The following is a 23,438-nucleotide window of genomic DNA, read 5'->3' as shown; positions in this document are numbered from 1 at the left end:
GCGGGTTACGCAATTCATGATGGCGGGAATAACTCAATGTCAAAAAACACATCTTGCGGTGTTCAACTGCGTATTCGTGGCAAAGTGCAGGGCGTCGGTTTTCGTCCGTTTGTCTGGCAACTGGCACAGCAATTAAATCTTCACGGCGATGTCTGTAATGACGGCGATGGAGTAGAAGTCCGGCTGCTGGAAGACCCGGAAACGTTTCTTGTTCAATTGCATCAGCACTGCCCGCCGCTGGCGCGTATTGATAGCGTCGAGCGTGAGCCGTACATCTGGTCACAACTGCCCACTGAGTTCACCATCCGCCAGAGCGCGGGAGGTGCCATGAATACGCAAATTGTCCCGGATGCCGCTACTTGCTCTGCTTGCCTTGCCGAAATGAATACCCCAGGCGAACGGCGTTATCGTTATCCATTTATCAACTGTACCCACTGCGGCCCGCGCTTCACCATTATTCGCGCCATGCCTTACGATCGCCCGTTTACCGTGATGGCGGCGTTTCCGCTGTGTCCAGCCTGTGATAAAGAGTACCGCGACCCGCTCGATCGTCGCTTCCACGCCCAGCCGGTGGCCTGCCCGGAGTGTGGCCCGCATCTTGAATGGGTAAGTCATGGTGAACATGCGGAACAAGAGGCGGCATTACAGGCAGCTATCGCACAGCTAAAAGCGGGCAACATTGTCGCCATCAAAGGGATTGGCGGATTTCATCTTGCCTGCGATGCACGTAACAGTAACGCGGTGGCGACACTTCGGGCGCGCAAACATCGCCCGGCGAAACCGCTGGCGGTCATGTTGCCAGTGGCTGACGGTTTACCAGACGCTGCGCGCCAGTTGCTTACCACGCCCGCCGCGCCGATTGTGCTGGTGGATAAAAAATACGTTCCTGAGCTTTGTGATGATATCGCCCCTGGCCTTAACGAAGTCGGGGTAATGTTGCCTGCGAACCCGCTCCAGCATTTGCTGTTACAGGAACTGCAATGCCCGCTGGTGATGACCTCCGGCAACCTGAGCGGTAAACCACCAGCTATCAGCAACGAACAGGCGCTGGCGGATTTGCAGGGCATTGCCGACGGATTCTTGATACATAACCGCGACATCGTGCAGCGGATGGATGATTCGGTGGTGCGCGAAAGCGGCGAAATGCTGCGCCGTTCACGCGGGTATGTGCCGGATGCGCTGGTTTTGCCTCCGGGCTTTAAAAATGTTCCGCCTGTGCTGTGTCTTGGCGCGGATCTGAAAAACACCTTCTGCCTGGTGCGCGGTGAACAAGCGGTGTTGAGTCAGCATCTGGGCGATTTAAGTGACGATGGCATCCAGATGCAGTGGCGCGAAGCGTTACGCCTGATGCAAAACATCTACGATTTCACTCCGCAATACGTTGTGCATGACGTGCATCCGGGCTATGTCTCCAGCCAGTGGGCGAGCGAAATGAATATGCCGACGCAAACGGTGCTGCATCATCATGCCCACGCAGCGGCGTGTCTGGCAGAGCATCAGTGGCCGCTGGATGGCGGTGATGTCATTGCTTTGACGCTCGATGGTATCGGTATGGGGGAGAACGGCGCTTTGTGGGGCGGCGAGTGTCTGCGGGTGAACTATCGCGAATGTGAGCACCTGGGCGGCTTGCCTGCAGTGGCGCTTCCGGGTGGCGATTTGGCGGCGACGCAGCCGTGGCGAAACCTGCTGGTGCAGTGCCTGCGCTTTGTGCCGGAGTGGCAGAATTATTCTGAAACAGCAAGTGTGCAACAGCAAAACTGGAGCGTGCTGGCGCGGGCCATTGAGCGTGGAATTAACGCGCCGCTGGCGTCATCGTGTGGGCGGTTGTTCGATGCCGTGGCGGCGGCACTGGGCTGTGCGCCAGCCACGTTAAGTTATGAAGGTGAAGCGGCTTGTGCTCTGGAGGCACTCGCAGCTTCGTGCCACGGAGTGACGCATCCGGTGACAATGCCGCTGGTGGACAATCAACTGGATCTCGCCACTTTCTGGCAGCAGTGGCTGAACTGGCAGGCACCGGTTAATCAACGCGCGTGGGCGTTTCATGATGCGCTGGCGCAGGGTTTTGCCGCGTTGATGCGTGAGCAGGCCACGATGCGTGGTATCACTACGCTGGTATTTAGCGGCGGGGTTATTCATAACCGTTTGCTGCGTGCACGTCTGGCGCATTATCTCGCTGATTTCACATTGCTCTTTCCACAGAGTTTACCGGCGGGTGATGGCGGTTTGTCTCTGGGGCAGGGGGTTATTGCTGCGGCGCGTTGGTTAGCGGGTGAAGTCCAGAACGGATAAAACGTGTTGCATTTGGACACCATTGCCGGATGCGGCGTAAACGCCTTATCCGGCCTACACATGCGTCCCCGTAGGTTGGATAAGACGCGCCAGCGTCGCATCCGACATTTTAGGCACAGTAGCCCACCTACATAGGCAATGTTTTCAACAATCCAAATGCCTCTTTCATCCGATCCTCACTGACCACAAAGGCGCGAAGCTGGTCAGCATCGTCAACGCCGCGCGCCACCATTCCCTGGCGTTCGGTATTAATTTGCCAGCGTAAATCCTGACGCTGGGTTTCGCCTGCCAGATGCAGCGGTAATTCCGGCGTTTTGATTTTCACCAGCATCGCCGGTAGTTTCAGTGGCGTGTTATTGCCGAGAAGATTTTTTGCCAGCACCATCGCGCTAAGTTGAATCGGCTGGAGGAACGGCAATACCTGACCGTTAATTTCCGCGCAATCGCCCAGCGCGTAAATATCGGCATTACTGGTTTGCAGATAACTATCGACGCAAACGCCGCGATTAATCGTCAGCCCGGCGCGTCGTGCCAGGGCGGTTTCCGGGCGCAGTCCGGTGGCGGCAATTACCGCATCCACTTCGATACTGCGCTGGCGGTCCAGCGTTGCCAGAATGCCAGAATCTGTTTTTTCCAGCCCCTGCAACTGAGATTTCAACAACAGATGAACGCCCATCTCCGTCAACCGATGCTGCAAGCGGCTGCTTACTTCCGGTGGCATTAATGACGCCAGAATACTGGCAGCGTTGTCGATTAGCGTGACCGCTTTGCCTGCACGACAAAAATCCATCGCCAGTTCGCTACCAATCAAACCACCGCCAACAATCAACACGCGTCGGGCATCCCGCAGTTGCGTTTCACAGGCGCGATACTCTTGCTGACTATTTAACGTCAGCATTAACTCACGCCCAGGCACAGGCGGGACAAAGGCACTGGCACCGGTTGCCAGTACTAGCTTGTCGTATTGCCACTGATTATTCTGGCTTTTCACCACACGGGCTTCGGCATCGATATCCGTCACCCAGGTTTGTGGAAACAGGTGCAGATTAAACTGCTCGGCAAATTCACCCGCCGTCTGGCGGGTAAGGTCATCGGCACGTTGCCCCTGACTGATAACATGGCTGAGGTCAGGTTTGTTGTACTCATCCATGCTGTCGGCGGCAATCAGGGTTAATGGAATAGTGGCGTCCTGTTTGCGAATATTTTTCACCAGTTGGCGGGCGGCGAAGCCCGAACCGATGATCACAATGCCGTTACTCATTTTGCCTCCGATGCCAGTTCTTCAAAGACGTCTTTGCCGAGGGAGCATTCCGGGCAGAGGAAGTTATCCGGGACTTCACTCCACGGCGTTCCTGGCGCAACGTCCTGCATTGGCTCGCCTTTTGCCGGATCGTAAATCCACTGGCAGACGCTGCACTGCATCCGTGGGCCGAGGTCAGCCGTCGTGGTGGCAGAGGTTTCTTCTTTAACCACCGTATTCACCGTGCTCTGCGGCAGCGGCGCGAGCGCCCACTGACGGGCGATTTCGCGACCGTGTTCACGACATAACTCCAGAGCGTCCTGGTCTGGTCGCCATTTGGCTTTCAGGCTAAGCGACATTTCGAAACCCGCATCCTGCAGGCGCGTGGAAAGACGATCCACCGCACCGCCGCTCCAGCCGTGAGAGCCGAAAGCACTGGCGCGTTTGTTACGGAAGCGTAAACCAGTCATCTCCTCCACCAGCCCGGCGATTTTCGGCATCATCACGTTATTCATCGTCGAAGTGCCGACCAGCACGCCTTTTGAGCGGAAGACATTGGTCAGGATTTCGTTTTTATCGCTTCGGGCGACGTTGAAAATTTTCACCGCCACGCGTGGGTCGGTTTCCGCAATCCCCTGGGCGATAGCGTCAGCCATCATGCGGGTGTTATTCGACATGGTGTCGTAGAAAATGGTGATTCTGTCTTCCTGATAATCAGCGGCCCACTTCAGGTACAGCTCGACAATTTGCGTCGGGTTATCGCGCCAGACCACGCCGTGGGAGGTCGCTATCATATCGACTGGTAAGTTAAAGCCCAGGATCTCGGTAATTTTCGGCGTTACCAGGCGGCTGAACGGCGTCAGGATATTGGCGTAGTAACGCTGGCACTGCTCGAAAAGCTCCGTCTGATCCACTTCATCGTTGAACAGATGCTCGTCGCAGTAGTGCTGACCGAAAGCATCGTTACTGAACAGCACCGCGTCGCCTGTCAGGTAAGTCATCATGCTGTCCGGCCAGTGCAGCATTGGTGTTTCGACAAAAATGAGCTGTTTGCCGTTGCCGATATCCAGCGTGTCGCCAGTTTTCACCACATTAAAATTCCACTCCGGATGATGGTGATGACCATTTATCGAGTCGATAGCGTTGGCAGTACAGTAGATCGGCGTATCGGGAATTTGCGCCATCAGTTCGGTCAGCGCCCCAGCGTGGTCCTCTTCTGCATGGTTAATCACGATGTAATCGATATCCGCCAGATCGATTTCATTACGCAGGTTCTGCACAAATTCGCGGCTGAATTTATGGTCGACGGTGTCGATCAGCACGTTTTTTTCTTCGCGGATGAGGTAGCTGTTGTAGCTGCTGCCGCGCAGCGTTTTATATTCCGTGCCGTGAAAATCACGCACTTCCCAGTCACGTTGACCCACCCAATGAATGTTATTTTTCACCACAATAGACATAGCAACCTCAATTTATTCAGCGTGTTCTAAAAAGATGTCTTGCTAATTGCAGATTGCGTGCCAGTTTTTTATCTGATTGTTTTTACTCTATAAATAAAATTATGCTCATTAATGAGTAGTCAAAATGACTATCAATCAAATGGTCAATATGACAATATCTATAGTCAAATTGACAGTGAGGCAAAGATGAGTTTTTCCGTTGATGTGCTGGCGAATATCGCCATCGAATTGCAGCGTGGGATTGGTCATCAGGATCGTTTTCAGCGCCTGATCACCACGCTACGTCAGGTGCTGGAGTGCGATGCGTCTGCGTTGCTACGTTACGATTCGCGGCAGTTTATTCCGCTTGCCATCGACGGTCTGGCAAAGGATGTACTCGGTAGACGCTTTGCGCTGGAAGGGCATCCACGCCTGGAAGCGATTGCCCGCGCCGGGGATGTGGTGCGCTTTCCCGCAGACAGCGAATTGCCCGATCCCTATGACGGTTTGATTCCTGGGCAGGAGAGTCTGAAGGTTCACGCCTGCGTTGGTCTGCCATTGTTTGCCGGGCAAAACCTGATCGGCGCACTGACGCTCGACGGGATGCAGCCCGATCAGTTCGATGTTTTCAGCGACGAAGAGCTACGGCTGATTGCTGCGCTGGCGGCGGGAGCGTTAAGCAATGCGTTGCTGATTGAACAACTGGAAAGCCAGAATATGATGCCAGGCGATGCCACGCCGTTTGAAGCGGTGAAACAGACGCAGATGATTGGCTTGTCCCCTGGCATGACGCAACTGAAAAAAGAGATTGAGATTGTGGCGGCGTCCGATCTCAACGTCCTGATCAGCGGTGAGACGGGAACCGGTAAGGAGCTGGTGGCGAAAGCGATTCATGAAGCCTCGCCACGGGCGGTGAATCCGCTGGTCTATCTCAACTGTGCCGCACTGCCGGAAAGTGTGGCGGAAAGTGAACTGTTCGGGCATGTGAAAGGAGCGTTTACTGGCGCAATCAGTAACCGCAGCGGGAAGTTTGAAATGGCGGATAACGGCACTCTGTTTCTGGATGAGATCGGCGAGTTGTCGTTGGCATTGCAGGCCAAGCTGCTGAGGGTGTTGCAGTATGGCGATATTCAGCGCGTTGGCGATGACCGCAGTTTGCGGGTCGATGTGCGCGTGCTGGCGGCGACTAACCGCGACTTACGCGAAGAGGTGCTGGCAGGGCGATTTCGCGCTGACTTGTTTCATCGCCTGAGCGTGTTTCCACTTTCGGTGCCGCCGCTGCGTGAGCGGGGCGATGATGTCATTCTGCTGGCGGGGTATTTCTGCGAGCAGTGTCGTTTGCGGCTGGGGCTCTCCCGCGTGGTATTAAGTGCCGGAGCGCGAAATTTACTGCAACACTATCGTTTTCCGGGGAACGTGCGCGAACTGGAACATGCTATTCATCGGGCGGTAGTGCTGTCGAGAGCCACCCGCAACGGCGATGAAGTGATTCTTGAGGCGCAACATTTTGCTTTTCCTGAGGTGACGTTGCCGACGCCAGAAGTGGCGGCGGTGCCCGTTGTTAAGCAAAACCTGCGTGAAGCGACAGAAGCGTTCCAGCGTGAAACTATTCGTCAGGCGCTGGCACAAAATCATCACAACTGGGCTGCCTGCGCGCGGATGCTGGAAACCGACGTCGCCAACCTGCATCGGCTGGCGAAACGTCTGGGAATGAAGGATTAAATAATCCCGGCCTGATAGAAATCCTGCAGGTTAATTGCGCCGGTGAGTTTGCCGTTTTCATCTACCACCGGTGCGGCAGTGATTTTGCGCTTCATCAGGATCTCTTTGGCGTCGATGGCGCGACTTTGTGCCTGTAATGTGGTGCCGCCTGTCGTCATCGCTTCATTGACTGGCGTGGTGAGTGCGCCGCCGCCAACCAGCCAGCGACGTAAATCGCCGTCGGTAAAGACGCCTTGTACCTGTTGTTGAGCGTCACATACCGCCACCAGCCCCAGACCGGTGCGGCTGAGTTCCAGCATCGCATCCATCACGCTGGCGGTTAACGCCACCTGTGGGATGGCATCGTCACGGCGCATCAGATGATGCACTTTATTCAGCAAGCGAGCGCCCAGTGCTCCAGCAGGGTGGGAGCGGGCAAAATCTTCTTCATTAAATCCGCGCGCCTGCATGACTGCCATCGCCAGCGCGTCACCCATCATCAGGGTATTGACGGTGCTGGAGGTCGGCGCAAGGTGCATCGGGCAGGCTTCGCGTTCTACGGAGATATCCAGCACCGCTTTCGCCGCCAGGCCCAGCGGTGACGTCGGTTTGCCGGTCATCGCCAGCAGCGCGATAGATTTGTCTTCCAGACGCGGAATAATCAGATCCAGTTCCTTCGCCCCACCGGAGTAAGAGATAAACAGCATCACATCGCGGCTTTCGATCATCCCCAGATCGCCGTGCAGCGCTTCTGCCGGATGGACAAAAAAAGCCGGTGTGCCGGTACTGGCAAGCGTTGCGGCGATTTTCTTACCAATGTGGCCCGATTTGCCAATTCCCGAAACCACCACTTTGCCTTCGCAGTGCAGGATGATATTGGCGGCGCGAACAAAATCATCGCCCAGACGTTCCGGTAAACGGCTTGCTTCCTGCAATTCCAGCATTAACGTCTGACGTCCCGCGTTCAGTAGTGCTTCACTCATTGCTCTCTCCGGTTATGATCACATCGATCCCTTTCTCTTCCAGCGCCTGACGAAACGCCGGATCGATATCTGCGTCGGTAATCAGCTTATCGACGCTTTCAAGACTGCAAACTACGTTGGGGCTTTTACGGCCAAACTTTGATGAGTCCGCCATCAAAATCACTTCGCGCGCGGCATTGCACATTGCCTTACTGACGGTATAGACCTCGTTGAAGGTGGTTACGCCCGCATTGAGATCGATGCCGTCAGTACCCATGAATAATTTGTCGAAGGTGAAATGCTCGAAGGCATTCTCTGCCAGCTGCCCGTGAAATGAGGCCGATTTTTTACGAAACGTTCCGCCTGGCATCAGGATAGTTTGTTCGTTATCCAGTTCGGATAGCGCATTGACGATATGCAGGCTGTTGGTCATCACCGTGATGTTATTAAAGCGCGAGAGCAGAGGCACCATCTGCAAAACGGTGCTGCCAGCATCAAGAATGATCGAATCGCCATCATGAATAAAACCAACGGCAGCTTCTGCTATCAGCTCTTTCTTGTGGGTGTTGATGAGTGTTTTATGATCGATAGGCGGATCGGATTCCTCTTTATTCAACACCACTCCGCCATAAGTACGAATGACGGTTCCGGCATGTTCCAGAATGACCAGATCTTTGCGAATGGTTGTGCCTGTGGTGTCAAAGTATTGCGCCAATTCTTCAACCGAGCATTTACCCTGCTTTTGCAGATACTCCAGAATGGCGGCCTGACGCTGACGAGGTTTCATGGGCGTGATTACCTGATTTAGGTTTCAAAATGATAACTTCGCAAGCAAGTAACATTCACAACGAAATTATCCACGTTTCAGTTTAAGCGCCAATGATAGAGCATTCTGTGATAGTGGATCATGGGGAAAGATCACATCGGGCTGTAAATCACCCGCATGCATGCCGGTAATTGCGGGAATTTTTTGCGGTCGGGCGAAGACGGTCAGTCCTTTCATAAACAAGGTGTCGGCGATGCGCTGCTGATCGTCCAGGGCGATGGCGACCACGACCCGCGGTTTAAAGCGCTCGCTGGAACGGCCCACGCCAACCCGCCCTTGCTGGCATAGTGTGTCGAAGGCACGGTTAAAACGAGAAATTTGCCAGCCGCCTAAGGCCAGTTGCGCACACCAGGCGATAACGGCGACAGTGATGAGTGCGGATACCATAACTTTTCCTTAATGTAGTGGCGGAAGTCCTGTAGGCCTGATGAGCGTAGCGCATCAGGCATTCTATTAGTCTCACGGAGATCCTTAACGGATCTCCGCTGTTAATCAGAACATCACCTGACCGCCGGTGACATTGATCGACTGACCAGTGCAGTACGATGCCTTAGGACTGGCGTAGAACAACAGCATATTCAGTACGTCCTGATAATCGCAGCCGCGTTTGAGCGGTACTTTATCGATGTAATACTGCTCGACTTGATCCGGTTTGATACCCAGCTTGGTGGCATATTGTGGCAATAGCGACTGAAACATCGGCGATTTCAGCAGGTTACCTAGCATCAGTGAATGAACCGTAATACCGTACTCCGCCAGATCCAGCGCCAGTGATTGAGTCAGCCCGACGCCACCAAATTTCGCGGCGCTGTAGCCAGAGTTGTGTTTGCTGCCCACTTTGCCGGATTTCGAGTTGATCTGAATAATGCGCCCCTGAATCCCGTCGCGGATCATCAAACGCGAAAATTCACGCGCACACAGGAAATAGCCAACCAGGTTCACCTGTAGCGAACGGTCAAAATCGCCGAGCTGGAAATCGCTGATAAAGGCTGCTTTTGCAATTCCGGCGCTGTAGACCAGTAAATCCACGCGACCAAAGATTTCATCTACCCCACGAGAGAGCGCCAGAACGCTTTGCTCGCTGGTGGCGTCAGCACCAAAACCGTACGCTGTTCCTTCACCATATTCGGCGTTAATTTCTTGTGCCACATTTGCGGCTTTGTCGCTCTGAATATCGACAACCGCGACGCGATACCCCTCGGCAGCCAGACCGTGGCACAGGAACGCGCCTAAGGTTTGCCCACCACCGATGACAACGGCAACCTGATTCATTTTTTACTCCTTAACAGATTCAAACTTCAAAATCGATCCCGGCGCGATATCGTCGGGTACAGGGCCTGCTACATGGACAGTGCCCGGAAATTCCGCTTCGTTTAAACCATCGAAGCGCAGGGTGACATGACCCAGTTCGCGAAGGTTGTCTTCCGCCACGCTGCCAACGGCGGTCACCGGATAGCGATGCTGCCCGAGCGTAAATTGCAAACCGGGATGGAGTGCACCTTTCAACTCGCCGTGGCAATGAATGAAGCAATACTCTTCGAGATCCGCAGGCGCGCCTTCACGAAAGGTGATGAGCATCTGGTCGCTGAGGGCGTCAGTGGCACTCGCGCCGATACGGGTGATGGTGGTCTGATAAATAACGGTCATGTTTCAGCCTCTATTGATAGATAAAACCGGAGACAAACCAGGCGATCAGTACAGTCGGTGCGCCGGTTAAAAAGCGGCTCACCAGAACAGAAGGGACACCGACGCGAACCGTGTCCTGACGGGCTTCCGCCAGCGACAAACCGACTGGAATGAAGTCGCAGGCCGCCTGCGCGTTGATGGCAAACAGTGCAGGTAAAGCCAGATGCGGCGGAATATTGCCGAGACCAATCTGCACGCCAATCAATACGCCGATAACCTGTGCGATAACTGCGCCTGGGCCCAGGAAAGGTGAAAGCAGTGGGAAGGAGCAGATGAGCGCCAGCATGACCAGACCCAGTGGATGGCTCGCCAGCGGAGCAAGGCCGTGGGCAATCCAGTCACCAAGGCCAGAAGCCATAATGATGCCAATGAGCGCCGAAACGAATGCCATAAACGGCAGAATGGTTTTTAATACAGTGTCGATGGTGTCACGACCAGATTGAAACAACACGGCTACGGCAGAACCCATACCCATTCCCACCTTCGCCAGTAAACCATCGCTTTGTTCGGTGATTTTCTTGCTGGTGTCATAGTCACGGCCTACGGAAGAGGGTTGTGGTGTCGCATCACCCACTACAGTGATGTTTTCTTCTTTTACACCAGAGACATAAATATCTTCCACAATGTACTGCGCCAGTGGACCGGACTTGCCCGTCGAGTGGATATTAATGGTGGGAATACGTCGTTTCGGATAGATGCCGCAGCGTAATGTGCCGCCACAGTCGATTACCGCAATGCCAATTTCTGCCTCCGCGGGTTCACCTTCTTTAAATCCGTCAATAGCCTGCCAGCCAGTAAGCTGTGCCAGTTTGTCGACAATCGCAGGCCGGGTACCGGCGGTGATATAGACGATTTTTTTGCCCGGCGTGGCTTCCAGCTCAAGCGGGCCGCCCCAGCCACCCGTTCCTTTTTCGATCCGAATACGCGTCATGATGTTGCTCCTGCCAGATGAACTTTTTGTTCAAGTTGAATGCCCATCTTTTTCTCAAAAATAGCGGTGGTCAGATCGGTCACCCAGCCGCGGAAGAAGTTGGTGACCAGACCAACCAGCAGATAGCTCACCGCCAGTGGGCCAAGTGGCAGGTTCAGCGTTGTCAGACCGCTGGCAATGCCAAGATAAACAAACAGTTCGCCAGGGTTGATATGGGGAAAGAGGCCATTCATTGAGTGGCAGCTATAAGAGGCCGCCGCGTAGTAGCTGGGTTTGTACTTTTCCGGCATAAAGCGACCCAGGCTTAAGGTCATCGGATTGCAAAAGACAAACGTGCCAATGCACGGTAACAGCAGGTAACGGGAAACAGGGTTACCGGCGCAACGTTGAGCAAAACGTTCAATACGATGCTGACCGATAAAATTAATCAGTGCGTTCATGATAACCAGCAGGCTAATCAACAGCGGAAGAATGCCGGTCACCATCCCGGTAAACACCTCTCCGCCCTTTTGGAACAGCCCGATAAACCACTCTGCACCATGAGTAATGGTTTCTATCATTGTTCTCTCCTTCAGGATTTATTGTTTTATTACCAAACGGCAACCTAATCTAATCAGATTGAAAGATTTAAAAGTGTTATTTTGATCGCAAAATGAAAGATAAATATTTTAATTTGAAAGTTTGAGTAAAAGGATAGCGAGGAGAATGAGTTGAGTTATGTAAAGTCCGTATCGGGCAGTGACTACCGCTTCCTTGTGCGGGGCGTGATGCTTTACCATACTTGCCCCTGGTTGAATCTGTTAAATGGACCCCTCATGTTCAAGCGTCGTTATGTAACATTGCTTCCCCTTTTTGTGTTGCTTGCCGCCTGTAGCAGCAAGCCAAAACCTACTGAGACTGAAACGACCACCGGAACGCCGTCTGGCGGCTTCCTGCTTGAGCCGCAGCACAATGTGATGCAGATGGGCGGCGATTTCGCTAATAACCCGAATGCCCAGCAGTTCATCGACAAAATGGTGAACAAACACGGTTTCGATCGTCAGCAGTTGCAGGAAATTCTCTCCCAGGCGAAACGTCTGGATTCGGTACTGCGGCTGATGGATAACCAGGCACCAACGACATCGGTGAAACCGCCATCAGGTCCGAACGGCGCATGGCTGCGTTATCGCAAAAAATTTATTACGCCGGACAATGTACAGAACGGTGTGGTTTTCTGGAATCAGTATGAAGATGCGTTGAATCGCGCGTGGCAGGTGTATGGCGTACCGCCGGAAATTATCGTCGGGATTATCGGCGTTGAAACCCGCTGGGGGCGCGTGATGGGGAAAACTCGCATCCTCGATGCGCTGGCAACGCTGTCATTTAACTACCCACGCCGCGCGGAGTATTTCTCTGGCGAGCTGGAAACCTTCCTGTTGATGGCGCGCGACGAGCAGGACGATCCGCTCAATCTGAAAGGTTCCTTTGCCGGGGCGATGGGCTACGGACAGTTTATGCCGTCGTCTTACAAACAATATGCAGTGGATTTCAGCGGCGATGGGCATATCAACCTGTGGGAGCCGGTTGATGCGATCGGTAGCGTGGCGAACTATTTCAAAGCGCACGGCTGGGTGAAAGGCGATCAGGTCGCGGTAATGGCAAACGGTCAGGCTCCAGGCTTGCCAAATGGCTTCAAAACCAAGTACAGCATTTCGCAGCTTGCCGCGGCAGGTTTAACGCCACAGCAGCCGCTGGGCAACCATCAACAAGCCAGCCTGCTGCGTCTGGATGTCGGTACCGGTTACCAGTACTGGTACGGTATGCCGAACTTCTACACCATTACCCGTTATAACCACAGCACCCATTACGCAATGGCGGTCTGGCAGTTAGGACAAGCCGTGGCGCTGGCGCGCGTGCAGTAACTATTTGCAAGAGGGGGCGTGAGCTTCCCTCTGGCTAATCAGCTTTTTTCTGAATCCTCCTCGTAAAATTGCAACGCCAACACCATCTTCCTGACGAAAGTGCTATCTTGTCCGGCATAAATTTTTGACTGACAGAGGTTGTGATGACTGACAGTGAACTGATGCAGTTAAGCGAACAGGTTGGGCAGGCGCTGAAAGCCCGTGGCGCAACCGTAACAACTGCTGAGTCTTGTACCGGCGGTTGGGTAGCGAAAGTGATTACCGATATTGCCGGCAGTTCCGCCTGGTTTGAACGCGGATTTGTCACCTACAGTAACGAAGCGAAAGCGCAAATGATCGGCGTACGCGAAGAGACGCTGGCGCAGCATGGCGCGGTGAGCGAACCCGTCGTGGTGGAAATGGCGATAGGCGCACTGAAAGCGGCTCGTGCTGATTACGCCGTGTCTATTAGTGGTATCGCCGGGCCGGATGGCGGCAGTGAAGAGAAGCCTGTCGGCACCGTCTGGTTTGCTTTTGCCACTGCCCGCGGTGAAGGCATTACCCGGCGGGAATGCTTCAGCGGCGACCGTGATGCGGTGCGTCGTCAGGCTACTGCGTATGCATTGCAGACCTTGTGGCAACAATTTCTACAAAACACTTGATACTGTATGAGCATACAGTATAATTGCTTCAACAGAACATATTGACTATCCGGTATTACCCGGCATGACAGGAGTAAAAATGGCTATCGACGAAAACAAACAGAAAGCGTTGGCGGCAGCACTGGGCCAGATTGAGAAACAATTTGGTAAAGGCTCCATCATGCGCCTGGGTGAAGACCGTTCCATGGATGTGGAAACCATCTCTACCGGTTCGCTTTCACTGGATATCGCGCTTGGGGCAGGTGGTCTGCCGATGGGCCGTATCGTCGAAATCTACGGACCGGAATCTTCCGGTAAAACCACGCTGACGCTTCAGGTGATCGCCGCAGCGCAGCGTGAAGGTAAAACCTGTGCGTTTATCGATGCTGAACACGCGCTGGACCCAATCTACGCACGTAAACTGGGCGTCGATATCGACAACCTGCTGTGCTCCCAGCCGGATACCGGCGAGCAGGCACTGGAAATCTGTGACGCCCTGGCGCGTTCTGGCGCAGTAGACGTTATCGTCGTTGACTCCGTGGCGGCACTGACGCCGAAAGCGGAAATCGAAGGCGAAATCGGCGACTCTCACATGGGCCTTGCGGCACGTATGATGAGCCAGGCGATGCGTAAGCTGGCGGGTAACCTGAAGCAGTCCAACACGCTGCTGATCTTCATCAACCAGATCCGTATGAAAATTGGTGTGATGTTCGGTAACCCGGAAACCACTACCGGTGGTAACGCGCTGAAATTCTACGCCTCTGTTCGTCTCGACATCCGTCGTATCGGCGCGGTGAAAGAGGGCGAAAACGTGGTGGGTAGCGAAACCCGCGTGAAAGTGGTGAAGAACAAAATCGCTGCGCCGTTTAAACAGGCTGAATTCCAGATCCTCTACGGCGAAGGTATCAACTTCTACGGCGAACTGGTTGACCTGGGCGTAAAAGAGAAGCTGATCGAGAAAGCAGGCGCGTGGTACAGCTACAAAGGTGAGAAGATCGGTCAGGGTAAAGCGAATGCAACTGCCTGGCTGAAAGATAACCCGGAAACCGCGAAAGAGATCGAGAAGAAAGTACGTGAGTTGCTGCTGAGCAACCCGAACTCAACGCCGGATTTCTCTGTAGATGATAGCGAAGGCGTAGCAGAAACTAACGAAGATTTTTAATCGTTCGTTATTGATGATAATAGATAATGTGTGCACGGACGGTCCCCTCGCCCCTTTGGGGAGAGGGTTAGGGTGAGGGGAACAGGCCAGCACTGGCGTGAAAAATTACTCTCACCTCGATCCTCTAACGAATTGGGCCTGCGGGAACATTCTGCACACTCATTGACTATTAAATCTGTTTATCAGCAAAACCTGGGTCGCATCTGCGGCCCTTTTGCTTTTTTAAGTTGTAAGGATATGCCATGACAGAATCAACGTCCCGTCGCCCGGCATATGCTCGCCTGTTGGATCGTGCGGTACGCATTCTGGCGGTGCGCGATCACAGTGAGCAAGAACTGCGACGTAAACTCGCGGCACCGATTATGGGCAAAAATGGCCCGGAAGAGATTGATGCCACGGAAGAAGATTACGAGCGCGTTATTGCCTGGTGCCATGAACATGGCTATCTCGATGACAGCCGATTTGTTGCGCGCTTTATCGCCAGCCGTAGCCGCAAAGGTTATGGACCTGCGCGTATTCGCCAGGAACTGAATCAGAAAGGTATTTCCCGCGAAGCGACAGAAAAAGCGATGCGTGAATGTGACATCGACTGGTGCGCACTGGCGCGCGATCAGGCGACGCGAAAATATGGTGAACCTTTGTCAACTGTCTTTTCAGAAAAAGTTAAGATCCAGCGTTTTCTGCTCTATCGTGGCTATCTGATGGAAGATATCCAGGATATTTGGCGAAATTTTGCCGACTGAACGCATACGGTATTTTACTTCCCAGTCAAGAAAACTTATCTTATTCCCACTTTTCAGTTACCAGCCCGGCGGTTAAGACACGCTGGAGCTGGTGGCGATATTTCGTTAGCTTGATTTCAGGATAATTATGAGCAAGAGCACCGCTGAGATCCGTCAGGCGTTTCTCGACTTTTTCCATAGTAAGGGACATCAGGTAGTTGCCAGCAGCTCCCTGGTACCCCATAACGACCCAACTTTGTTGTTTACCAACGCCGGGATGAACCAGTTCAAGGATGTGTTCCTTGGGCTCGACAAGCGTAATTATTCCCGCGCTACCACTTCCCAACGCTGTGTGCGTGCGGGTGGTAAACACAACGACCTGGAAAACGTCGGTTACACCGCGCGTCACCATACCTTCTTCGAAATGCTGGGCAACTTCAGCTTCGGCGACTATTTCAAACACGATGCCATTCAGTTTGCATGGGAACTGCTGACCAGCGAAAAATGGTTTGCCCTGCCGAAAGAGCGTCTGTGGGTTACCGTCTATGAAAGCGACGACGAAGCCTACGAAATCTGGGAAAAAGAAGTCGGGATCCCGCGCGAACGTATTATTCGCATCGGCGATAACAAAGGTGCGCCATACGCATCTGACAACTTCTGGCAGATGGGTGACACTGGTCCGTGCGGCCCGTGCACCGAAATCTTCTACGATCACGGCGACCACATTTGGGGTGGCCCTCCGGGAAGTCCGGAAGAAGACGGCGACCGCTACATTGAGATCTGGAACATCGTCTTCATGCAGTTCAACCGCCAGGCCGATGGCACGATGGAACCGCTGCCGAAGCCGTCTGTAGATACCGGTATGGGTCTGGAGCGTATTGCTGCGGTGCTGCAACACGTTAACTCTAACTATGACATCGACCTGTTCCGCACGTTGATCCAGGCGGTAGCGAAAGTCACTGGCGCGACCGATCTTAGCAATAAATCGCTGCGCGTAATCGCTGACCACATTCGTTCTTGTGCGTTCCTGATCGCGGATGGCGTAATGCCGTCCAATGAAAACCGTGGTTATGTACTGCGTCGTATCATTCGTCGCGCAGTGCGTCACGGTAATATGCTCGGCGCGAAAGAAACCTTCTTCTACAAACTGGTTGGTCCGCTGATCGACGTTATGGGCTCTGCGGGTGAAGACCTGAAACGCCAGCAGGCGCAGGTTGAGCAGGTGCTGAAGACTGAAGAAGAGCAGTTTGCTCGTACTCTGGAGCGCGGTCTGGCGTTGCTGGATGAAGAGCTGGCAAAACTTTCTGGTGATACGCTGGATGGTGAAACTGCTTTCCGTCTGTACGACACCTATGGCTTCCCGGTTGACCTGACGGCTGATGTTTGTCGTGAGCGCAACATCAAAGTTGACGAAGCTGGTTTTGAAGCTGCAATGGAAGAGCAGCGTCGTCGCGCGCGCGAAGCCAGCGGCTTTGGTGCCGATTACAACGCAATGATCCGTGTTGACAGTGCATCTGAATTTAAAGGCTATGACCATCTGGAACTGAACGGCAAAGTGACCGCGCTGTTTGTTGATGGTAAAGCGGTTGATGCCATCAATGCAGGCCAGGAAGCTGTGGTCGTGCTGGATCAAACGCCATTCTATGCGGAATCCGGCGGTCAGGTTGGTGATAAAGGCGAACTGAAAGGCGCTAACTTCTCCTTCGTGGTGGAAGATACGCAGAAATACGGCCAGGCGATTGGTCACATCGGTAAACTTGCTGCGGGTTCTCTGAAAGTGGGCGACGCTGTGCAGGCTGATGTTGATGAGGCTCGTCGCGCCCGTATTCGTCTGAATCACTCCGCAACGCACCTGATGCATGCTGCGCTGCGCCAGGTTCTGGGTACTCATGTATCGCAGAAAGGTTCACTGGTTAACGACAAGGTGCTGCGCTTCGACTTCTCACACAACGAAGCGATGAAACCAGAAGAGATTCGTGCGGTCGAAGACCTGGTGAACGCACAGATTCGTCGCAATTTGCCGATCGAAACCAACATCATGGATCTCGAAGCGGCGAAAGCGAAAGGTGCGATGGCGCTGTTCGGCGAGAAGTATGATGAGCGCGTACGCGTGCTGAGCATGGGCGATTTCTCCACCGAGCTGTGTGGCGGTACTCACGCCAGCCGCACTGGTGATATTGGTCTGTTCCGCATCATCTCTGAATCGGGTACTGCTGCAGGCGTTCGTCGTATCGAAGCGGTAACCGGAGAAGGTGCTATCGCCACCGTTCATGCAGACAGCGATCGCTTAAGCGAAGTCGCGCATCTGCTGAAAGGCGATAGCAATAATCTGGCTGATAAAGTGCGCTCAGTACTGGAACGTACGCGTCAGTTAGAAAAAGAACTACAACAGCTTAAAGAACAAGCTGCCGCACAGGAGAGCGCAAATCTTTCCAGTAAGGCAATTGATGTTAATGGTGTTAAGCTGTTGGTTAGCGAGCTTAGCGGTGTTGAGCCGAAAATGTGGCGTACCATGGTTGACGATTTAAAAAATCAGCTGGGGTCGACAATTATCGTGCTGGCAACGGTAGCCGAAGGTAAGGTTTCTCTGATTGCAGGCGTATCTAAGGACGTCACAGATCGTGTGAAAGCAGGGGAACTGATTGGTATGGTCGCTCAGCAGGTGGGCGGCAAGGGTGGTGGACGTCCTGACATGGCGCAAGCCGGTGGTACGGATGCTGCGGCCTTACCTGCAGCGTTAGCCAGTGTGAAAGGCTGGGTCAGCGCGAAATTGCAATAATATAAGCGTCAGGCAATGCCGTGGACTCGCTTCACGGCATTCGCATTAACGCTATCGACAACGATAAAGTCAGGTTGAAGTTGTGTATATCGGCTAAACTTAGGTTTAACAGAATGTAATGCCATGACTGCTTAGATGTAATGTGTTTGTCATTGCTTACTTTTTGGCGTTATATGATGGATAATGCCGGGATACAGAGAGACCCGACTCTTTTAATCTTTCAAGGAGCAAAGAATGCTGATTCTGACTCGTCGAGTTGGTGAGACCCTCATGATTGGGGATGAGGTCACCGTGACAGTTTTAGGGGTAAAGGGCAACCAGGTACGTATTGGCGTAAATGCCCCGAAGGAAGTTTCTGTTCACCGTGAAGAGATCTACCAGCGTATCCAGGCTGAAAAATCCCAGCAGTCCAGTTACTAATCTTTCCGCGTCTCATCTTTATCGGTGAGACGCACCCTCAAAATTTCTCCTTCACTCTATAGTCTTTTCGCTTTACTCCCGTTCATTCAACTTAAGTCTCCATATTTTTTACATTACTGCTATCTGTCAGACCTCCGTTTTTCTGTTGATAAAACACTCTTTTTGACGTTTTTACAGACTAATTGAGCGTGAAGTGTGCAAACGATAAAAGTGTGGGAAAAATTGTTTGACTTATAAGTCTCAGAAAGTAATATGTGCGCCACGCAGCGACGATGAGCGATAAACAAGTTCTTCGAAGCACTCGTAAGAGGCGTGTGGTGAGGTGGCCGAGAGGCTGAAGGCGCTCCCCTGCTAAGGGAGTATGCGGTCAAAAGCTGCATCCGGGGTTCGAATCCCCGCCTCACCGCCATTTGCATCCGTAGCTCAGCTGGATAGAGTACTCGGCTACGAACCGAGCGGTCGGAGGTTCGAATCCTCCCGGATGCACCATATTCTCCGTAACTTTCAGCGATGAAGGTATGGAAGAGGTGGCGGTACTAACCGCAGGCACCAGGGAGGATAACGTTGCTTTAGCAACGGCCCGAAGGGCGAGCCGCAAGGCGAGTAATCCTCCCGGATGCACCATCTCTTACTTGATACGGCTTTAGTAGCGGTATCAAAAAATCTGCAGTAAAGTAAGTTTCCCGATGCATCCGTAGCTCAGCTGGATAGAGTACTCGGCTACGAACCGAGCGGTCGGAGGTTCGAATCCTCCCGGATGCACCATCTCTTACTTGATATGGCTTTAGTAGCGGTATCAATATCAGCAGTAAAATAAATTTCCCGATGCATCCGTAGCTCAGCTGGATAGAGTACTCGGCTACGAACCGAGCGGTCGGAGGTTCGAATCCTCCCGGATGCACCATATTCTCCGAAATCTTCAGCAATGAAGATATCGAAGAGGTAGCGGAATTAACCGCAGGCACCAGGGAGGATAACGTTGCGCCAGCAACGGCCCGAAGGGCGAGCCGCAAGGCGAGTAATCCTCCCGGATGCACCATCTCTTACTTGATATGGCTTTAGTAGCGATATCAATATCAGCAGTAAAATAAATTTTCCCGATGCATCCGTAGCTCAGCTGGATAGAGTACTCGGCTACGAACCGAGCGGTCGGAGGTTCGAATCCTCCCGGATGCACCATATTCTCCGAAATCTTCAGCAATGAAGATATCGAAGAGGTAGCGGAATTAACCGCAGGCACCAGGAAGGATAACGTTGCTTTAGCAACGGCCCGAAGGGCGAACGCCAGTGAGTCATCCTCCCGGATGCACCATCTTCTCCAAAAAATTTCCTTCAAAAATATCTCATTTCTAAATAACTACTTTATCCATTTCCTGAATTTTCTTCTCCTTCGCCATCAGCGACAAAATCAAGCAATTACGCTAAAGTAGCGTCATATTTTTCGACTTGCGAGAAGACCATGTACGAGCGTTATGCAGGTTTAATTTTTGATATGGATGGCACAATCCTGGATACGGAGCCTACGCACCGTAAAGCGTGGCGCGAAGTATTAGGGCACTACGGTCTTCAGTACGATGTTCAGGCGATGATTGCGCTTAATGGATCGCCCACCTGGCGTATTGCTCAGGCAATTATTGAGCTGAATCAGGCCGATCTCGACCCGCATGCGTTAGCGCGTGAAAAAACAGAAGCAGTAAGAAGTATGCTACTGGATAGTGTCGAGCCGCTTCCTCTTGTTGAAGTGGTGAAAAGTTGGCATGGTCGTCGCCCAATGGCTGTAGGAACGGGGAGTGAAAGCGCCATCGCTGAGGCATTGCTGGCTCACCTGGGATTACGCCGTTATTTTGACGCCGTCGTCGCTGCCGATCACGTCCAACACCATAAACCTGCGCCAGACACATTTTTGTTGTGCGCGCAGCGTATGGGCGTGAAACCGACACAGTGTGTGGTCTTTGAAGATGCCGATTTCGGTATTCAGGCGGCCCGTGCAGCAGGCATGGACGCTGTGGATGTTCGCTTGCTGTGAGTGAAGCGTTATCGCTTTTCTCGTTGTTTGCCAGTAGTTTTCTCAGCGCTACACTATTACCCGGCAACTCCGAAGTCGTGCTGGTGGCAATGTTGCTTTCCGGGATCAGTCATCCCTGGGTTTTAGTTTTAACAGCAACAATGGGTAATAGCCTTGGAGGGTTAACTAACGTTATCCTTGGGCGTTTCTTTCCATTGCGTAAAACATCGCGCTGGCAAGAGAAAGCTACCGGCTGGCTGAAACGCTATGGTGCAGTCACGCTATTATTAAGCTGGATGCCCGTGGTTGGCGATTTACTGTGTCTGTTAGCGGGATGGATGCGCATCTCCTGGGGGCCAGTAATCTTTTTTTTGTGCCTTGGTAAAGCGTTACGCTATGTTGCAGTTGCAGCAGCGACCGTTCAGGGCATGATGTGGTGGCACTAATTGTAGGCCTGCACATATGGTCACCATTACAGTTATGCTAATTAAAACGATTTTGACAGGCGGGAGGTCAATTTGATCCCGGACGTATCACAGGCGCTGGCCTGGCTGGAAAAACATCCTCAGGCGTTAAAGGGGATACAGCGTGGGCTGGAGCGCGAAACTTTGCGTGTTAATGCTGATGGCACACTGGCAACAACAGGTCATCCTGAAGCATTAGGTTCCGCACTGACGCATAAATGGATTACTACCGATTTTGCGGAAGCATTGCTGGAATTCATTACACCAGTGGATGGTGATATTGAACATATGCTGACCTTTATGCGCGATCTGCATCGTTATACGGCGCGCAATATGGGCGATGAGCGGATGTGGCCGTTAAGTATGCCATGCTACATCGCAGAAGGTCAGGACATCGAACTGGCACAGTACGGCACTTCTAACACCGGACGCTTTAAAACGCTGTATCGTGAAGGGCTGAAAAATCGCTACGGCGCGCTGATGCAAACCATTTCCGGCGTGCATTACAATTTCTCTTTGCCAATGGCATTCTGGCAAGCGAAGTGCGGTGATATCTCGGGCGCTGATGCCAAAGAGAAAATTTCTGCGGGCTATTTCCGCGTTATCCGCAATTACTATCGTTTCGGTTGGGTCATTCCTTATCTGTTTGGTGCATCTCCGGCGATTTGTTCTTCTTTCCTGCAAGGAAAACCAACGTCGCTGCCGTTTGAGAAAACCGAGTGCGGTATGTATTACCTGCCGTATGCGACCTCTCTTCGTTTGAGCGACCTCGGCTATACCAATAAATCGCAAAGCAATCTTGGTATTACCTTCAACGATCTTTACGAGTACGTAGCGGGCCTTAAACAGGCAATCAAAACGCCATCGGAAGAGTACGCGAAGATTGGTATTGAGAAAGACGGTAAGAGGCTGCAAATCAATAGCAACGTGCTGCAGATTGAAAACGAACTGTACGCGCCGATTCGTCCAAAACGTGTTACCCGCAGCGGCGAGTCGCCTTCTGATGCGCTGTTACGTGGCGGCATTGAATATATTGAAGTGCGTTCGCTGGACATCAACCCGTTCTCGCCGATTGGTGTAGATGAACAGCAGGTGCGATTCCTCGACCTGTTTATGGTCTGGTGTGCGCTGGCTGATGCACCGGAAATGAGCAGTAGCGAACTTGCCTGTACACGCGTTAACTGGAACCGGGTGATCCTCGAAGGTCGCAAACCGGGTCTGACGCTGGGTATCGGCTGCGAAACCGCACAGTTCCCGTTACCGCAGGTGGGTAAAGATCTGTTCCGCGATCTGAAACGCGTCGCGCAAACGCTGGATAGCATTAACGGCGGCGAAGCGTATCAGAAAGTGTGTGATGAACTGGTCGCCTGCTTCGATAATCCCGATCTGACTTTCTCTGCCCGTATCTTAAGGTCTATGATTGATACTGGTATTGGCGGAACAGGCAAAGCGTTTGCTGAAGCGTACCGTAATCTGCTGCGTGAAGAGCCGCTGGAAATTCTGCGCGAAGAGGATTTTGTAGCCGAGCGCGAGGCATCTGAACGCCGTCAGCAGGAAATGGAAGCCGCAGATACCGAACCGTTTGCGGTGTGGCTGGAAAAACACGCCTGACAGAAAAGAAAAAGGCCACTCGTGAGTGGCCAAAATTTCATCTCTGAATTCAGGGATGATGATAACAAATGCGCGTCTTTCATATACTCAGACTCGCCTGGGAAGAAAGAGTTCAGAAAATTTTTAAAAAAATTACCGGAGGTGGCTAAATGCCGTTGTTAGATAGCTTCACAGTCGATCATACCCGGATGGAAGCGCCTGCAGTTCGGGTGGCGAAAACAATGAACACCCCGCATGGCGACGCAATCACCGTGTTCGATCTGCGCTTCTGCGTGCCGAACAAAGAAGTGATGCCAGAAAGAGGGATCCATACCCTGGAGCACCTGTTTGCTGGTTTTATGCGTAACCATCTTAACGGTAATGGTGTAGAGATTATCGATATCTCGCCAATGGGCTGCCGCACCGGTTTTTATATGAGTCTGATTGGTACGCCAGATGAGCAGCGTGTTGCTGATGCCTGGAAAGCGGCAATGGAAGACGTGCTGAAAGTGCAGGATCAGAATCAGATTCCGGAGCTGAACGTCTACCAGTGTGGCACTTACCAGATGCACTCGTTGCAGGAAGCGCAGGATATTGCGCGTAGCATTCTGGAACGTGACGTGCGCATCAACAGCAACGAAGAACTGGCGCTGCCGAAAGAGAAGTTGCAGGAACTGCACATTTAGTCAGTAAACTATCTTCAC

21 protein-coding genes and 5 tRNA genes are annotated in these 23,438 nt (G+C 52.8%); 17 read left to right on the top strand and 9 right to left on the bottom strand.

The window, feature by feature from the left end:
- The first annotated feature begins 36 nt into the window (after positions 1-36).
- Positions 37-2,289, top strand: coding sequence for a carbamoyltransferase HypF (gene hypF / locus ACJHW7_RS11815; protein WP_040235293.1), 2,253 nt, complete (start codon positions 37-39; stop codon positions 2,287-2,289).
- Between the two features lie 127 nt (positions 2,290-2,416).
- Here the strand turns inward: hypF and norW are convergent, their stop codons facing one another.
- Both norW and norV read right to left on the bottom strand, forming a co-directional pair.
- Complete coding sequence (norW, locus tag ACJHW7_RS11810) at positions 2,417-3,550, bottom strand: NADH:flavorubredoxin reductase NorW (protein ID WP_000064748.1); 1,134 nt, start codon at positions 3,548-3,550, stop codon at positions 2,417-2,419.
- Positions 3,547-4,986: an anaerobic nitric oxide reductase flavorubredoxin gene (gene norV, locus ACJHW7_RS11805; RefSeq protein WP_000029625.1), complete on the bottom strand. Its 1,440-nt coding sequence runs from the start codon at positions 4,984-4,986 to the stop codon at positions 3,547-3,549. The genes norW and norV overlap by 4 nt, the downstream gene beginning before the upstream one ends.
- Positions 4,987-5,172: 186 nt before the next feature.
- Here norV and norR point away from each other — a divergent pair, with 186 nt between their 5' ends.
- Positions 5,173-6,687 carry a nitric oxide reductase transcriptional regulator NorR gene (gene norR / locus ACJHW7_RS11800; protein ID WP_000010777.1) on the top strand — a complete coding sequence of 505 codons (1,515 nt, stop codon included), beginning with the start codon at positions 5,173-5,175 and terminating at the stop codon, positions 6,685-6,687.
- Here norR and gutQ read toward each other — a convergent pair.
- The 7 genes from gutQ to srlA all read right to left on the bottom strand — a co-directional run bounded on the left by gutQ (position 6,684) and on the right by srlA (position 11,631).
- Positions 6,684-7,649 carry an arabinose-5-phosphate isomerase GutQ gene (gutQ, locus tag ACJHW7_RS11795; protein WP_001287415.1) on the bottom strand — a complete coding sequence of 322 codons (966 nt, stop codon included), beginning with the start codon at positions 7,647-7,649 and terminating at the stop codon, positions 6,684-6,686. The genes norR and gutQ overlap by 4 nt on opposite strands.
- Entirely contained in the window at positions 7,642-8,415 is a 774-nt protein-coding gene (gene srlR, locus ACJHW7_RS11790) for a glucitol operon DNA-binding transcriptional repressor SrlR (protein WP_000804543.1), read from the bottom strand. Before srlR ends, gutQ begins: the two co-directional genes overlap by 8 nt.
- Positions 8,416-8,481: 66 nt before the next feature.
- The gene (gutM, locus tag ACJHW7_RS11785) at positions 8,482-8,841 is read right to left on the bottom strand and encodes a transcriptional regulator GutM (RefSeq protein ID WP_021557120.1); all 360 of its coding nucleotides are present in this window, start codon (positions 8,839-8,841) and stop codon (positions 8,482-8,484) included.
- A gap of 105 nt (positions 8,842-8,946) precedes the next feature.
- Positions 8,947-9,726 carry a sorbitol-6-phosphate dehydrogenase gene (gene srlD, locus ACJHW7_RS11780; RefSeq protein ID WP_001077351.1) on the bottom strand — a complete coding sequence of 260 codons (780 nt, stop codon included), beginning with the start codon at positions 9,724-9,726 and terminating at the stop codon, positions 8,947-8,949.
- Positions 9,727-9,729: 3 nt separating this feature from the next.
- Complete coding sequence (srlB, locus tag ACJHW7_RS11775) at positions 9,730-10,101, bottom strand: PTS glucitol/sorbitol transporter subunit IIA (protein WP_000216209.1); 372 nt, start codon at positions 10,099-10,101, stop codon at positions 9,730-9,732.
- Between the two features lie 10 nt (positions 10,102-10,111).
- A complete protein-coding gene (srlE, locus tag ACJHW7_RS11770) occupies positions 10,112-11,071 on the bottom strand; it encodes a PTS glucitol/sorbitol transporter subunit IIB (RefSeq protein WP_000196929.1) in 960 nt (319 codons plus the stop codon).
- A complete protein-coding gene (gene srlA / locus ACJHW7_RS11765) occupies positions 11,068-11,631 on the bottom strand; it encodes a PTS glucitol/sorbitol transporter subunit IIC (protein WP_000573321.1) in 564 nt (187 codons plus the stop codon). Before srlA ends, srlE begins: the two co-directional genes overlap by 4 nt.
- A 255-nt stretch (positions 11,632-11,886) precedes the next feature.
- Here srlA and mltB point away from each other — a divergent pair, with 255 nt between their 5' ends.
- From mltB to luxS, 15 genes are all read left to right on the top strand, one after another.
- The gene (gene mltB, locus ACJHW7_RS11760) at positions 11,887-12,972 is read left to right on the top strand and encodes a lytic murein transglycosylase B (RefSeq protein ID WP_024227183.1); all 1,086 of its coding nucleotides are present in this window, start codon (positions 11,887-11,889) and stop codon (positions 12,970-12,972) included.
- 143 nt (positions 12,973-13,115) lie between these two features.
- The gene (gene pncC, locus ACJHW7_RS11755) at positions 13,116-13,613 is read left to right on the top strand and encodes a nicotinamide-nucleotide amidase (protein ID WP_000132231.1); all 498 of its coding nucleotides are present in this window, start codon (positions 13,116-13,118) and stop codon (positions 13,611-13,613) included.
- A gap of 79 nt (positions 13,614-13,692) precedes the next feature.
- Entirely contained in the window at positions 13,693-14,754 is a 1,062-nt protein-coding gene (recA, locus tag ACJHW7_RS11750) for a recombinase RecA (protein WP_000963143.1), read from the top strand.
- Between the two features lie 242 nt (positions 14,755-14,996).
- Positions 14,997-15,497, top strand: coding sequence for a recombination regulator RecX (gene recX / locus ACJHW7_RS11745; protein ID WP_000140515.1), 501 nt, complete (start codon positions 14,997-14,999; stop codon positions 15,495-15,497).
- Between the two features lie 127 nt (positions 15,498-15,624).
- On the top strand, positions 15,625-18,255 hold the full coding sequence (gene alaS, locus ACJHW7_RS11740; protein ID WP_072847820.1) for an alanine--tRNA ligase: 2,631 nt from the start codon (positions 15,625-15,627) through the stop codon (positions 18,253-18,255).
- Positions 18,256-18,489: 234 nt separating this feature from the next.
- Entirely contained in the window at positions 18,490-18,675 is a 186-nt protein-coding gene (gene csrA / locus ACJHW7_RS11735) for a carbon storage regulator CsrA (protein WP_000906486.1), read from the top strand.
- Positions 18,676-18,991: 316 nt separating this feature from the next.
- Positions 18,992-19,084, top strand: a tRNA-Ser gene (locus tag ACJHW7_RS11730).
- Between the two features lie 3 nt (positions 19,085-19,087).
- Positions 19,088-19,164 (top strand) — tRNA-Arg (locus tag ACJHW7_RS11725).
- Between the two features lie 199 nt (positions 19,165-19,363).
- A tRNA-Arg gene (locus ACJHW7_RS11720) sits at positions 19,364-19,440 on the top strand.
- Positions 19,441-19,502: 62 nt separating this feature from the next.
- Positions 19,503-19,579, top strand: a tRNA-Arg gene (locus tag ACJHW7_RS11715).
- 198 nt (positions 19,580-19,777) lie between these two features.
- Positions 19,778-19,854 (top strand) — tRNA-Arg (locus tag ACJHW7_RS11710).
- A 280-nt stretch (positions 19,855-20,134) separates the two neighbouring features.
- Positions 20,135-20,701: a fructose-1-phosphate/6-phosphogluconate phosphatase gene (gene yqaB / locus ACJHW7_RS11705; protein ID WP_021557118.1), complete on the top strand. Its 567-nt coding sequence runs from the start codon at positions 20,135-20,137 to the stop codon at positions 20,699-20,701.
- The gene (locus ACJHW7_RS11700; protein WP_001287454.1) at positions 20,698-21,126 is read left to right on the top strand and encodes a YqaA family protein; all 429 of its coding nucleotides are present in this window, start codon (positions 20,698-20,700) and stop codon (positions 21,124-21,126) included. Before yqaB ends, ACJHW7_RS11700 begins: the two co-directional genes overlap by 4 nt.
- 72 nt (positions 21,127-21,198) lie before the next feature.
- On the top strand, positions 21,199-22,755 hold the full coding sequence (gene gshA / locus ACJHW7_RS11695; RefSeq protein ID WP_000611804.1) for a glutamate--cysteine ligase: 1,557 nt from the start codon (positions 21,199-21,201) through the stop codon (positions 22,753-22,755).
- 149 nt (positions 22,756-22,904) lie between these two features.
- Positions 22,905-23,420, top strand: coding sequence for an S-ribosylhomocysteine lyase (luxS, locus tag ACJHW7_RS11690; protein ID WP_001130211.1), 516 nt, complete (start codon positions 22,905-22,907; stop codon positions 23,418-23,420).
- Positions 23,421-23,438 lie beyond the last annotated feature (18 nt).

Source organism: Escherichia sp. WS1152, from assembly GCF_046487665.1.
Classification (GTDB): domain Bacteria; phylum Pseudomonadota; class Gammaproteobacteria; order Enterobacterales; family Enterobacteriaceae; genus Escherichia; species Escherichia coli.
Note: the sequence above shows the minus strand (reverse complement) of the source record. Positions and strands in the feature narration are given on the sequence as shown.